This window comes from Rhizorhabdus wittichii, from assembly GCF_017607425.1.
In the GTDB taxonomy this organism is placed as follows: domain Bacteria; phylum Pseudomonadota; class Alphaproteobacteria; order Sphingomonadales; family Sphingomonadaceae; genus Rhizorhabdus; species Rhizorhabdus wittichii.
Window position 1 is genome coordinate 2833585 of the sequence record NZ_CP059319.1, and the last position, 13228, is coordinate 2846812.

The following is a 13228-nucleotide window of genomic DNA, read 5'->3' on the forward strand; positions in this document are numbered from 1 at the left end:
ACTGGCGTAGTCAGCTCATTCTTCTTGGCCGCCAAAGTCCTCACCGATTTCTTGTCTGACCTTCGGCCCCTTCGCGAGTCGGCGGCCGAGCGCATCCATGAAGGCGTCGTAGCGGTCGCCGCCTTGCCGGCGCATCGCGGCCCGCTCGCTCTCGGGCGGCGGCGGGGTGTTCGACAGCCAGAAGCGCACGAACAGCGCGATCATCTCGACGCCGATCCCCGTGTCGCGCTCCATTCGGGTGATGCGGCGGTCCAGCTTGTCGAGGCGCTTGGCGATGGCGGCCTCGCGCTGCTCATCGGCGTCGGGCGACAGGAAGGATGCGATGGCCGCCTCGGCGATCAGCGAGCGGGATTTGTCCCTGCGGTCGGCATAGGCGGCGAGCGCGCGCATCAGCTCGGGGTCGAGATAGACCGACAGCGGAGTCTTGGTGCTCATAGCTCGATGCCGTCGTCGGGATCGAGCGACGCCTGCCGGGCCACGCGCTGCATCTGGCGGCGCACCGTCGCCTGCCGCGCCGCGTCGCTATCGGGGTCCGGCTCGTCCAGCTCGAACTCGTTGGCGGGCGCCGGCCGGGGCGTCGGCGCGATGTCGATATGGCGCTCCAGCGCCGGCTCGCGGCGCAGGTCCGCGTTGGCGGCATCGTCCTCGGCATCCGCCTTCCTGGCGGCCTTTTTCTTCTTCGGCTTCTTGGGAGATTCATGCTCGATCGGCTCGGGCATCGGCGGCGCCTCGATCGGCGCCAGTCCGCTCCAGTCGTCGGGACGCGGCGGGCCGCCGCCGACATTGCTGTCGGGCGGCGACGTCACCCGCTGCGTGAACCGCCGGTCCTTGAAGTAGCGGACCTTCTTCGCCCGGATCGGTGGGATGCCCGCGACCATGACGATCTCGTCGTCGGGCGGGAGCTGCATGATTTCGCCGGGCGTGAGGAGCTGCCGCGCCGTCTCGGAGCGCGAGACCATCAGATGCCCGAGCCAGGGCGAGAGCCGGTGGCCGGCGTAGTTCTTCATCGCGCGCATTTCGGTGGCGGTCCCGAGCGCGTCCGAGATGCGTTTGGCGGTGCGTTCGTCGTTGGTGGCGAACGACACGCGCACATGGCAGTTGTCGAGGATCGCGTTGTTCGGCCCGTAAGCCTTCTCGATCTGATTGAGGCTCTGGGCGATGAGGAAGCTCTGGATGCCGTAGCCGGCCATGAAGGCCAGCGCGCTCTCGAAGAAGTCGAGCCGCCCCAGCGCGGGAAACTCGTCGAGCATCAAGAGCAGCCGGTGGCGCGACTGCCGCGCCTTCAGGTCTTCGGTGAGACGGCGGCCGATCTGGTTGAGGATGAGGCGGATGAGCGGCTTGGTGCGCGAGATGTCGGACGGCGGCACGACGAGGTAGAGCGTCACCGGCAGCTCGCCCTCGACCAGATCCTTGATCCGCCACTCGCAGGTGCGCGTGACCTGCGCGACGACGGGATCGCGATAGAGGCCGAGGAACGACATGGCGGTCGAGAGCACGCCCGATCGTTCGTTGGCCGATTTGTTGAGCAGCTCGCGCGCGGCCGAAGCGACGACGGGATGGACGCCCGCCTCGCCCAAATGCGGCGTCGTCATCATCGCCCATAGGGTGCTTTCGATCGGGCGGCGGGGATCGGACAGGAAGGCGGCGACACCCGCCAGCGTCTTGTCGGCCTCGGCGTAGAGGACATGGAGGATCGTGCCGACCAGCAAGGCGTGGGAGGTCTTCTCCCAGTGGTTTCGCTTCTCCAGCGAGCCTTCCGGGTCCACCAGCACGTCGGCGACGTTCTGCACGTCGCGCACTTCCCAGGCGCCCTTGCGGATTTCGAGCAGAGGGTTGTAGGCGGCCGACGCGCCGTTGGTCGGATCGAACAGCAGCACCCGCGCGTGCCGGGCGCGAAAGCCGGCGGTGAGCTGCCAGTTCTCGCCTTTGATGTCATGCACGATGGCCGAGCCCGGCCAGGTGAGCAGCGTCGGCACAACGAGGCCGACGCCCTTGCCGCTCCGGGTCGGCGCGAAGCACAGCACATGCTCGGGGCCGTCGTGGCGCAGGTAGTCGCGCCCGAGCCGGCCGAGCATGAGGCCGTTCGGCCCGAGCAGCCCGGCGGCGGCGATCTCCCCGCGCGTCGCCCAGCGCGCCGAGCCGTAGGTCTCGGCGTTCTTCAGCTCGCGCGCGCGCCATACCGACATGCCGATGGCGACGACGATCGCGGCGAACCCGCCCGACACGGCGATGAACGCGCCCGTCTCGAATATCTCCGGCGCGTAGGCGTCGAACGAGAACCACCACCAGAAGAAGGCCGGCGGCGGATAGATCGGCCAGTCGCCGAGCATGAACCAGGGCGCCCCAAGCTCGGGCTGATAGGCGAGCGCCGCGGCGGTCCATTGCGTCGCGGTCCACAGGGCGGCGAGCACGATCAGGAAGACCGCGAAGACCTGACCCCAAAGGATTTTGGTTGCCGACATGGCATCGAAGTCGATGCGTGCTGGGCACCAAATCAAGTCACTGTTATTATGGAGGAAAGTCTAGCGTAGAAAGACAGGGAGTAGCGTAGTTTGGCCGATTATATTCTCAGGGTGATCGACGTTATTGGACAGATATTCACTCGATAGCCGGACCACCGCCCGAATCTCTGTGATCCGTCCTACAGGCCCAGCCCCCGGCCGCGTCCGAACGACCAATCGACGCCCCCGCCCGCGCGCATGACGCCGGAGATGTGCTTGCCGATCTGCCGATCGAGCGAGGGCGACCAGGGCACGAGCTGGAAGCTCAGGCCGTTGTCGATCATCGCGAAGCGCCCCGAGGCGAGCGTGATCCGCTGGCGCACCGTGCCCGCGACATACTCCCCGGCCTTGGACGGCGCGTGCGGCAGGCCGATCTCGGCCGACAAATCCTTGGCGGCCGCGTCCAGCTCGCGGCGGCGGAGCGTGTCGAGCAGATTGCGCGCGAAGATGATCCGCTGTCCCTGCCGCCGCGCGAGCCCCTCGTCGGCGAGATGCTCGGCGCGGGCCTCCATCGCGGCGCGCACCTCGGTCCCGAAGCCGCCGCCGAGATCATGGCCGTCGCTCGCGAGGTTGCGCCGGTCGAGCCAGGTCGCCCCCGGCGCGCGGACCTGCGCCTCAAGGTCCATGTCGGAGCGCACGGCGAGCGCCACCCGCTGCCGGCCTTTCCGGTCCTCGAAGCGGCGCAGCTCGACGATCGCGCCCGGCCGGCAATCGCCGGTCGCCTCGATGTCGGGAAGCTGGACATGGTGGGTGCGCCCGTCGATCCCGTCCACGATCGCATAGGCTTTGCCGGTCAGCTCGTCATGCAGGCCGCGATCGACCAGCCGGCCGACAACGGGCTGAGCGGGATCGGTGTCGAGGACATAGCTGCCGGCGCCCCGGTCGATGCCGCGGTCGCTCATCGCCTTGTGCATCCGTTTGATGATGTCGTCGCGCTCGCCGAGTTCGCGCAGCGCCGCCTGGGCATCGCCGGCCAGCGTCCACTGGCCGGGCGCGATCTCGCTGGCGAGGCCGAGCCGCTCCAGCTTGCGCAGCCGTCCCATCCTCAGCACATGGTCGCCGTCCGGCCGGACGCCGGGCTCGGGCGCCATGTCGATCAGGCCGTTGCGCTGCATGGTCCGCGAAAGGTCGCGGTCGATCTCGGTCCAGCGCTCGGCTTCGACCTGCCGCTCCAGCGATTGCCGGATTTCAAGGTCGGTGCGCGGGCCGAGTTCCTGGGTGACGATCTCGCGCGCCTGCGCCCGCATCCCCTCGCGGATATAGTCGCGCGAGATGACGAGGTTCTGCCCGTCCTCGCCGACGCCGCGCACTATGATGTGGACGTGGGGATTGTCGGTGTTCCAATGCTCGACGGCCCGCCAGTCCAGGCGGGTGCCGAGATCCTTTTCCATGCGCGTCATCAGCTCGCGGGTGAAGCCCTTGAGGTCGCCCATCTGGGGCGCATCCTCGGGCGAGACGATGAAGCGGAAGTGGTGGCGGTCGTTCTCGCACACCGTTGCGAACTCGTTGCGGTCGAGACCCTCGGCCTCGGCGCCGAACAGCACGCCCCGCTCGCCGTCGCGGGTGACGCCATCGCGTTGCAGATAGTTGAGATGAGCCGCGAGCGAGGCGCGGCCGCCATGCCGGACCACGCGCGCCTTGACGATGACCTGGCGCGATCGGTGGCCGAGCCGGTGGGTTGCGCGGACGCTCGCCACGCGGCCCCGGCCGAAGGTCGAGCGGCCCGGCGCGACGATCCGGCCGCAGCGCGAGACATGGCCGCCGGCCCGCTGCGCGGCGGCGAGTGCCTGGACGATGATCGGCAGCGCCCGCTGGCTACCGCGCGAGCGGATACGGCCTGGCCGGAGGCGGAAATCGTCGTCGCGGCTCATGCCGGGACAGGCCGCAATGTGCGGCAAACCCTGCGCGCTGCTGGTTTCCAGCCAGCGCCGCACAGTGCGGGATTTCCGCACACATTGCGCAGCAATGCCCGAAAGCCTTGAGAATCAAGGCCACAACCGAGGCGCAAGGGCTCCGCACATTGCCGCCCTTTATCTTGCCCTCGACCTTCCCCCTTCCGAAAGACAGCCCTGCTCCCTTCCGGCGCTGCGAAAGCCTGCGCCGAAACCCGCCAGAGAGCGCGAGAGCCGCTCACGGCGGAGGCCGCCCGGAAAGCGGGACGAACAGGCCGTTGGAGGGCGGCGCGGCATCGGCCATGACAAGCTCGGCGCGGTCGTCGGCCGGTCGTTCCGGCGGCACCTCGGATGCCGTGCGATCGGCGGACGGCGGCGCAGGCGACAGCGCGCCCGGCCGCACCGCGAACAGCGCGGCGCGACGCCAGGCGAAGGGATCGGATGGTGGCGCGACGGCAAGCTGAGTGTCGTCCGAACCGCCGGTGATCGACGCCAGCTTTGTGAGATAGGCGCGGGTCTCGGCGGGCAGCGGACGGCCGCGCGACAGATATTCGTCGTAGCGGCCCGGCCCCGCATTATAGGCCGCCAGCATCGCCGTCACGTTGCCGTAGCGGTCGTGCATCGCGCGCAGATAGGCCGCGCCCGCCATGATGTTGTCGCGCGGATCGAACGGATCGGACCCGAGGCGATGGCGCGCGTGGAGGCCCGCCCAGGTGCCGGGCATGATCTGCATCAGGCCCATCGCCCCGGCCGTCGAGACGGCGCGAACATCGCCGTTGCTCTCGACGCGCATGACCGCCCATATCCAGCGTTCGGGGATGCCGAAGCGCCGGGCCGCGTCGGCGACATGGGCGGCATAGGGATGGCGCGCGGCCGATCGCTCGGGCGGCGCGTCCTGCGCCAGCGCGGGAACGGGCGCAGCGCCCGGCGCGAGCAGCAGCAGGACCGCGAGCATGGCGGCCGACCCGCCCCCGCTCCGCCACCAGCCTGCCAGCGTGCTCGCTCCGGTAAAGGGTGCGCGCGAAGCGCCGGCCGGGGGCCGCCCTTGACCTTCGCTGCGCGCGCCGGCCGGCCTGCGACCGAGCGGGACGGAGGGATGAGGCGGTCTTTCCGCGAACAGAGGGATGATCGGGGAAGGCACCGATCAGCTCCGATCGTCGCGGGGCCGGGGGCGTTTCCACGACAGCCTGAACGTCCGTCCATCATCATCGGCACGGAACAGCACCGGCCGGAACGCCGCCGGGAAAAGCGGGCTGTCGATCTCCAGCGCTATGTAGTCGCCGGCACGTTCGCCGACCCGTTTCCACGCGCCGCCGACCTCGGGGCCATCCTCGTCGTCGAGGTGGACGCGGTAGTCGGGCGCGTTTTCGGCATCGCTCGGATCGAGCGCGACAAGCACGACCGCCTCGTTGATACCGAATAGTCGGACGCGGCCGGCATAGCCGTCGGCGATGGATTCAAAGATGTTGGTTTGCATGGCCGATCTCCTTGGCTTCAGGGGTGGAAGGTGTTGGGGACGGCGCGCGCAGCCAGAGCGGCGTGGCGCGTCCGATGACGGCGGAGGCCGGCAGCGGGCCGAAATAGCGGCCATCCAGACTGTCGGGATGGGCGGGATTGAGCAGCAGCAGTTCGCCCGATTGGAGCGTGCGGCACCCCTGCCAGACCGGCAGCGGTCGGCCCTGGCCATCGCGCGCGCGGGCGATGGCGACGCGCCGGCCATCAACGCTCACCGCATCGCCGATCCGGCACGTCCGCTGCCCGGCTTTAGCCGCGACATGCTTCAAGAGCGGCACGCCCTCGGGCAGATAGCCGCGCGCCGAAAGCCAATGCGCCAGCCGTTCGGGCGGCGCGACGGCGACCAGCGCGCCGATGGCGGGATCGCGGTTGGGATGGATGCGATAGAGGCCGATGGGCGCGCTGGCGCTGGCATTCCAGATGGCGCGCGGGAGCGGATCGGCGACGGCGATAGCGACGAACGCCGCGGCGAAGGCGGATGCGGCGATGGCCATCGCCATGACGTAGCGGCGGCGCGTCATCCCTCAATCTCCCGGCGCTTGAGCCAGGCGTGATGGCGCTCGATCGTGTAGAGGCGCGGCGGCTGGCCGGCGGCGATGCGGTTGTGGACGTGGCGCCAATGGTCGGCCGCCGCGTCGCAGGGATCGACGCCGGCCGCCTCCACCGCGTCGATCGCCGCGAGCACTTGTTGGACCTTGGGCCAGCCTTCGATCTTGAGCAGGATGTCCCCGCCCGGCCGCACGAACGGCAACGTCGTGTAGGCTTCGTTGGCCGCTACCGCGCGCACCACGTCGATGCGCGAGAGGATCGTGCCGAAGTCGTTCGACGCCCAGCGGACGAAGGCGAAGACGGCGCCCGGACGGAAGCCGACGACGCGGGTTCGGCGAGTCAAGATGCGGTCCTGGGCGATGCGGCCGAAGCGTATCCAGTGCTCCAGCTTCTTCTCGATCCAGGTCAGCTCGACATGGGTGAGGCCGTCGCGGGCGAGCGCGCTGAACGCGCCGCCGCCGCGCACGGCGGGGGGCCGATCGTCGATCATGGGAGGTCTCCGGGGATGATGCTCGCGACGGGGGCGGTGCGAGGGCGGCGACCTGGCCGCCGCGCGAGCGTCGAGCCGGGGAGCAAGGCCGCGCTGTCCACAGCCGCGCGCGCCGTTAGCAAGAATCCGAAGGATTCTTTTCTATTAGCACCGTTAGAAGGGGGGCGAATCCGCGAGGATTTCTGCGGCTTTGCGAGGCCCGCGCGTTCCCGAAAGTCCGTGTCCGGCGTTCCTGATCGTCCGAATCCCGCCGTTCCCGATAGTCCGAACCTCATGGCCAGTTCTCCCCAGGCTTGAGGCCGACGCGGCGCATGGCGGCGTCGAACGGATCTTGCGCGACGGGAGCGAAGTTCAACCGGTCGCGGCCGAGCGCATGTTCGAGCGTGAGGACGTAGCCGGGGAGCGGCTGGCGCGCGACGATGCCGCGCAGCTCGAACGCGAACCGGCGCAGCGGCGAGAGCACGCCGGATTTGAGGTAAAGGTGCGGAACGTCGAAGCTCCAGCCGCCGCTCTGCCGTCCGCCATGCTTGCGCACGATACGGTAGAGCCAGCGTTCGAGGCCGCCCGTCAGGTCGAAATAGGCGCGGTCGATGGTCAGCACGAGCGCGCGGTCGAGCACGCCGGCATAGAACCAATCGGGCAGGATCAGCTCGATCCCGAGCGCACGGCCGTTGCCGTCCGCCAGCTCGCGCCATTCGTTGATCCACGAGAAACGATGGCGGCGGCGCTGGTGCTGCTGCCGGATCGAGGTGGCGACGGTGGTGGATTGCAGGCGGTCGAGCGCGGCCTTCAGCCGCTCGTAGCTCGCCTTGCCGGTGCCGCGCCGGGTGAACGCCAGTATCTCGTGCGGCGTCGTCACCATCAGGCGGGAGGTCGGCCGTCCGGCGTCACGCGCCTCGATGAGCTGGCTCGCCGCCCATATCAGCACGTCGGCGTCCCAAATAGTCGCCATGCCATGCTCGGGCACGGCCTCGACCGAGATCCATGTCGCGCCCATGCGGAAGTCGATGGGCGCGGTGCGGCGGGCTTTGGCGAGCGAGAAGAACGGCCAGGCCATCAAGTCCTGCGCGTCGCGGGCCGCTAGGTCGCCGGGGACCGAGCGGAACAGCTCAAGCTGCGTGCGCTCGACGCTGGACCGGCCGGAGAGGGAGCGTGCGGTGGGCATCGGCGCTCAGCGGCGCACGCAGTCGGTGGGGAGGCGCTTGGCGGGATGGACGACGCCGTTGCCCGGATCGGAGGTCGAGCGGCGGGTGCCGAGCGCGGCCCAGGAGTCGAGGTCGTCGATCGCATAGACGATCCGGCCGCCAAGCCTGCGGAACACCGGGCCGGTGCCGTAGCAGCGGTGCTTCTCCAGCGTGCGGGCCGAGAGACCGAGGTGGATCGCCGCGTCGGGCGTCTTGAGATAGCGTGGCGTTGTGGCGGCGACAGGCTCGGCCATGATGATCCTCCTGATGATGGCCGGCCCCGGAAAAGGGGTCCGGCGGACAGGAGGCGATCGTGGCGAAACGACCCCGGCGCGGAGAAGGGACAGCGCCGAGGGGGACGGCAATGTCCCCCTTCAGCCGCCGCGCAGCAGGCGGAGATAGCCGCCGTCGCGGAGCTCGACGGCTTCCTTGAGCCACCGTCTGATGCGCTTGCGCTCCTTGCTCTCGATCCATTCGGCGTTGGTGTAGCGGCGGACCTTGGGGTGGATCAGCGAGGCGGCCAGCTCCCGCTGGCTGGCGCCCGCCCGGTTGCCGTCGAGCACTTGCAGCAGGGTCAGGAGATGCTCGCGCCGGAACGGCGGCGGGCGCAGCGCCGGCGGGCCGGCCGCCATGCCGCTGAGGCGGCGGCACAGGCGCTCGGCCGACGCGAGGCGCGCGAGAGGATCGGGTTCGATCGGCAGCATCACGGCCATCGGGCGGTGGCACGAACCGCACACGCACAGATGCTCGTCGCCATCGGGATCGGCGAGGATGACATGCAGGAAGTCGCCCATCCTGATCCGCGCACGAACGTCGCCCAACGCCTCCATGTCGAGGGGTGCGGCGCCGATGCCGGCGAGCGCGGGCGCCAGGACGATGCTGGCCGGCGACAGGTCGGGCCGCGCGACCGCCAGCTTGCGGTCGAAGGCCGAGCCAGGCGCGGCGTGGTAGCTGATGCCCCAGCGCCGCACGAGGCCGGCGGTCGCCTCGTCGGCGGAGATCGCGCCGCGTTTCACGCGGCCGAGCGCGCGGCGGTAGTCGGAGCGATAGCGAGCGTTGCGGCCGAGATAGCCGATGGCGATGTCCGAATATTGCAGCGCGTCGTCCCCGGCCTCGTCCGGGGGCGCACGCCAGTCCTTCTCAGGCGGCATCGAAACCCTCCCAAGCATGGCCCTCTGCGGAGCGCGTTGGAAGATGTTCGCCAGCCCGCCGCCCCGGAGAAGACCTGCCGGGCAGGCGGCCGCATAGCGGATTCAAGTCAGCGTTTTGAATGGATTATCCGCACCGCCGCGCGTGCTCCGGGGCCGCTCTCAGTTCGGCGGCGGACGCAGATAGTGCCGATAGCCCGTCTCGGTCATCCAGCGGGCGCGGGCGAGATGCGAGTCATATACGCAGCGGGCGCGTTCGGGTTCTGCGGCGGGGTCGATCCCGAAGATGATGCGAACGGCCTCGCGCCAGTCGGCATTTTCGTCGGCCGCATCGAGCAACCGCCAATAGGTGTGATGATGGCGCTCGTCATAGGCGGTGACATGGTTCGCGTCCGGAGCGCGATCCTCGAAAGCGGCTATCGCCATCGCCTTGTTCCACTTTCAGCCATAGCCCCCTGTGCCTGCTGATTCATGGTCTATACACCATAATGGAGCGAAGTAATCGCACCGTCTTTGCTATGTTTCTGTGACAGCGCGCGGATAATCGCCGCACATGTCACGGCCGTTACTGGAGTTGTTCGCGACTGGAATTGGTCACGAGCAGCACGCCCTGACCGCGATCCGAATCGAGGAAGACGATCCCGGCCGCCTCAAGCGCCTTCATCACCTGATGCCGGGTATTCTCGTTCACGGCCTTATAACTCTCCGATTCCAGCCGCTTGAGCGCGGTCAGAGCAATAATGGCCTTCTCGGCAAGCGTCTCCTGTGTCCAGCCAAGAAGTGCGCGAGCGGCCCGCACCTGGCGGGAAGTGATCATGCAAGATCACCTCCACAACCTTCGGGTCATTCGCTACGAAAACGACTATTATAGTCGTCTTCGGAGAATGGGAATATCCCAATCGCGAGCCGGGCGAACGCCCGGCGAGCGCGCCCCGTTCAGCGGCCGCGCGGCCCATCGGGACGCGCGGCCGCCGCCGATCCGGGGGATGGATCGGCGGCGTTTTGCGAGCGATGGGAAGGGAAACCGCAGGGCCGGATGGTCCAGCCCTGCGGCAATCGCGGTTAACCCGTCTTGAGGCGCTGCATCCCTTCGGCCAGCGTCCAGAGCGCGCGATTGAGCGTCACGTTCTGGTCGATGCCGTTGATCGGACGCGAACGGCTGCGGCGGATACGGCCCTCGGCATTGCGCTTGCGGCCATGCAATCCGCCCCGAATGACGTTCTCCTGAATGACGTTGAACGTGGTCCACAGGCTATCGCCCCGATCCTCGTAGCGGCGCGGCTCGATGATCTGCTCGGGGGTGAGCGGGCTCTCGTCGTCGCCATAGCGGGCGACAAGGCTGACCTCGCCGAGCAAGCGCTGCTCATCCTCGGAAAGCCGAACCTCTTTCATCGTCTCGCTGGCGTCGATCAGCCGGGGGAAGTCCTCGGCCACGGTGTAAACGCCTTCGATGATGTCGTGCTGGATATTGCCCTTATGGGGCACGCGGACCTCCTCGAACCGCTCGCCCGCGATCATGGAATTGGTGCAGACGAACCGCAGCATCCCGGCAAACATCTGATAGGCGCTGGTCCCATCATGGCTGTTCACGATGATGACCTCGGCGGCCTCGGGCTTGCCGATACCGTCGTCCCGGCGCAGGCGCAGCATGTGCTTGGCGTGGCCGTGGCGGCTGCCGTCGCGGGGGACGGACTGCACAGCGAAGAACGGGAACCATCCTTCCCGGCGCAACCCTTCCACAATGTCGATGGTGGGGACATAGACATAGCGTTCCGAACGGCTGTCGTGCGCCTCGCGGGCGAAGATGGACGGGACGTTACGATACAGCGCCTCGTTGTCGAGCGCCTCATAGCCGCCGATCTGATGGCTGTTGCGGCCGAACCGGGTAGCAAGGTGATGGATGCTCATGGGTCTTTCCTTCCTTGGGTCTGGGTTTCCGCGCAGCGGAGCGCCGCGCTGAAACCCTGCCCGTCGGCGAGACCGGGGGTGCAACCGGAGCGGGCGGCTTCGCGGGGAACCGGCTGCACGGAACGCGAAGCGTGGAGGAAGCTGGGCGGAAGCCGCTCCGAAGGGCGCTGGGGGCGGAGCCCCAAGTCTCCCGCCGCGCACGCGCGGCGGATTCCCGATCAATGCGCCATCCTTTCCGAAGGGAGGGGATAGGGGTTTGGGGAAGGGGCGGAGGAACCGTCCCCTTCCTATGGGAGGAAGTTTGGGGGCGGGGCCTGGCCTGCCCCTCATGGGAGAGCGGCGAGGGGGCGCCCCAGCCCCCTTTCGTCAGCGCGGCGGGCGGGTCGATCTCGCCCGCCGCGCGACACGGACGCGGGCGGTGGTGGCAGACGGCTCGGGGCCGCCTGCCGTCCCGGTCAATCGGTATCCGGTCCCCAAAGCGGGCTGTCCTCCGGGAAGAACGGGGCTTCCAGCGCTTCCAGCGCGGCAATCACGGCCCACAGGCGGCGAATGTAGATTTCGGTGCGGCGCTGCGCGACAAGTATGCTCACCGCCGTTTCGTTCGCCTCCAGCCGTTGCACCGCATCCTCGAAGTCATCCCAAGGACTGAGGTTCTCCAGCGGGATCACATCGCCGTCCTCGTCAAAACCGCCGTGAAGATAGGTCGGCGCGTTCTTCGCTCGCTCACCGGCTTCCTCGGCTTCCCGAATGAGGGCGAAGGCTTCGCGGCGCTCCCGCCAATATTCGGCGCTGCCACCGTCAACATGCCTGATATTGTCCATGACTGTTTTCCCTTCTGCAAATCGTCCGCAGGGCGATGGCCAGGCCATCGACCCTGCCTTCGCGGCGAGCAGTCGGGGGTGTGGGGGGCAGCAAGAATCTGCCGGAGTGGTGCGGGCGCAGGGAGCGCAGCGACTGAGCCACGGTTCGGCTGATTGTTGTTGCTGGGGAGCGGGGGCGGAGCGCCCTGATTCCCACTCAAGAAAACGACAGCCGGGATACCGGCGCGGCCGTCAGGCCGGTAACGGCTATGTCAGTCGAACAGGTCGCCTTGCCGATATTCGGCAGGTTCCTCGCCTTCGCGGCCCTGCCAGACGATACGGTCGCCCTCGTAGATCGTGACGAAGCCCCATCCGCGCCGCTCCTCATCGGTGGGCGGCGGCTTGGTCTCGAAATTGTAGCACCAGGACCGGCCCTTGGTGCCGGCGAAGGCGACGGGGCCGCCCAGCCGCAGCACTACGCGATCACAAGCGCCGGAAGGCTCGGCGACGCGGCGGCGGATCACGCCCATCTGATAGGCGCGATAGTCGCTTTCCTCGCGTTCGCTCGGCGGCCGCCAGTGTCGGCATCGCCGGCAGCTCGCGCCGTCTGCGGGGCCTAGCCTGCGATCGTCGAGCGGCGGGCCGCCGTTATGACCGATGCGATCGGACATGGCGAAGATCCTTTCGGGAGCGGGAAAAAGGAGCGCCCCGCCCATTTCGGGCGGAGCGCGGAGCCGGTCAGCTTGCGAGCAGCTCGTATTCGCCGGCCACCGTCTCGGACTCGAAAAGCCGGAGATAGACCGGCTGAGCGACGACGGGATTGAGCTTGAACGAGATGTAGTCGCGCTTCTCCTTGCTGGTCTTCCGCCAGGCGGCGCCGAACTCGATCCGCTCGTCGTCGGCTGCGACGATGCGGAAGTGTGGGGCCTTCTCGTTGTCCTGGCCCTCGATCGGGAGGAGCACGACCTGTTCGCGCTTGCCGAAGAACCGGATTTCGCCGGAGAAGCCGTGGTCGGTGGTGGTGAAGTTTCCGCAGATCATAACGTCAGTCCTTTCTTGCCTCGGAACCGCGCCTGTCGCGGCCTCGATGGCTGTCGATCGGACGGGGGACGACCGGCCCGCACCCGCAGGGCGGAACGAAGTGGCTGGCGGCGGCGGGCGGCTTTTTTGGTTTCGCGATGCAAAGCCGGCATGGCCGGCGGCGAAAAAAACCGCCCGCCGCCGTTGCGGGAAGACGGGTG

The 13228-nt window shown here is 68.4% G+C and carries 16 protein-coding genes; all 16 read right to left on the reverse strand.

Annotated features, from left to right (window positions below; translation table 11 throughout):
* Positions 1–15: 15 nt before the first annotated feature.
* Positions 16–435 carry a CopG family ribbon-helix-helix protein gene (locus HRJ34_RS13315; RefSeq protein WP_012049875.1) on the reverse strand — a complete coding sequence of 140 codons (420 nt, stop codon included), beginning with the start codon at positions 433–435 and terminating at the stop codon, positions 16–18.
* Positions 432–2462, reverse strand: coding sequence for a conjugal transfer protein TraG (locus tag HRJ34_RS13320; protein WP_012049874.1), 2031 nt, complete (start codon positions 2460–2462; stop codon positions 432–434). The genes HRJ34_RS13315 and HRJ34_RS13320 overlap by 4 nt, the downstream gene beginning before the upstream one ends.
* 179 nt (positions 2463–2641) lie before the next feature.
* Positions 2642–4372, reverse strand: a complete 1731-nt coding sequence (locus HRJ34_RS13325) for a relaxase/mobilization nuclease domain-containing protein (protein ID WP_208634292.1) — start codon at positions 4370–4372, stop codon at positions 2642–2644.
* A 259-nt stretch (positions 4373–4631) separates the two neighbouring features.
* Entirely contained in the window at positions 4632–5348 is a 717-nt protein-coding gene (locus HRJ34_RS13330) for a lytic transglycosylase domain-containing protein (protein WP_226948653.1), read from the reverse strand.
* 189 nt (positions 5349–5537) lie between these two features.
* A complete protein-coding gene (locus HRJ34_RS13335; protein WP_012049871.1) occupies positions 5538–5870 on the reverse strand; it encodes a DUF736 domain-containing protein in 333 nt (110 codons plus the stop codon).
* Positions 5851–6429 (reverse strand): S26 family signal peptidase, encoded by a 579-nt coding sequence (locus HRJ34_RS13340; protein WP_012049870.1) that lies wholly within the window; start codon positions 6427–6429, stop codon positions 5851–5853. Before HRJ34_RS13340 ends, HRJ34_RS13335 begins: the two co-directional genes overlap by 20 nt.
* A complete protein-coding gene (locus HRJ34_RS13345; protein WP_012049869.1) occupies positions 6426–6947 on the reverse strand; it encodes a DUF2840 domain-containing protein in 522 nt (173 codons plus the stop codon). The genes HRJ34_RS13340 and HRJ34_RS13345 overlap by 4 nt, the downstream gene beginning before the upstream one ends.
* A gap of 271 nt (positions 6948–7218) precedes the next feature.
* A complete protein-coding gene (locus HRJ34_RS13350) occupies positions 7219–8112 on the reverse strand; it encodes a replication initiator protein A (RefSeq protein WP_012049868.1) in 894 nt (297 codons plus the stop codon).
* 6 nt (positions 8113–8118) lie between these two features.
* Entirely contained in the window at positions 8119–8385 is a 267-nt protein-coding gene (locus HRJ34_RS13355) for a helix-turn-helix transcriptional regulator (RefSeq protein WP_012049867.1), read from the reverse strand.
* Positions 8386–8505: 120 nt separating this feature from the next.
* The gene (locus HRJ34_RS13360) at positions 8506–9282 is read right to left on the reverse strand and encodes a DUF2285 domain-containing protein (protein WP_012049866.1); all 777 of its coding nucleotides are present in this window, start codon (positions 9280–9282) and stop codon (positions 8506–8508) included.
* A gap of 159 nt (positions 9283–9441) precedes the next feature.
* Entirely contained in the window at positions 9442–9705 is a 264-nt protein-coding gene (locus HRJ34_RS13365; protein WP_012049865.1) for a DUF2285 domain-containing protein, read from the reverse strand.
* 139 nt (positions 9706–9844) lie between these two features.
* On the reverse strand, positions 9845–10096 hold the full coding sequence (locus HRJ34_RS13370; protein ID WP_012049864.1) for a helix-turn-helix domain-containing protein: 252 nt from the start codon (positions 10094–10096) through the stop codon (positions 9845–9847).
* A gap of 245 nt (positions 10097–10341) precedes the next feature.
* Positions 10342–11187: a DUF932 domain-containing protein gene (locus tag HRJ34_RS13375; RefSeq protein WP_012049863.1), complete on the reverse strand. Its 846-nt coding sequence runs from the start codon at positions 11185–11187 to the stop codon at positions 10342–10344.
* Positions 11188–11642: 455 nt separating this feature from the next.
* Positions 11643–12008 (reverse strand): hypothetical protein, encoded by a 366-nt coding sequence (locus HRJ34_RS13380; RefSeq protein ID WP_012049862.1) that lies wholly within the window; start codon positions 12006–12008, stop codon positions 11643–11645.
* Between the two features lie 251 nt (positions 12009–12259).
* Complete coding sequence (locus HRJ34_RS13385) at positions 12260–12658, reverse strand: hypothetical protein (protein ID WP_012049861.1); 399 nt, start codon at positions 12656–12658, stop codon at positions 12260–12262.
* Positions 12659–12725: 67 nt separating this feature from the next.
* Positions 12726–13028: a DUF736 domain-containing protein gene (locus tag HRJ34_RS13390; RefSeq protein WP_012049860.1), complete on the reverse strand. Its 303-nt coding sequence runs from the start codon at positions 13026–13028 to the stop codon at positions 12726–12728.
* Between the last annotated feature and the right edge of the window lie 200 nt (positions 13029–13228).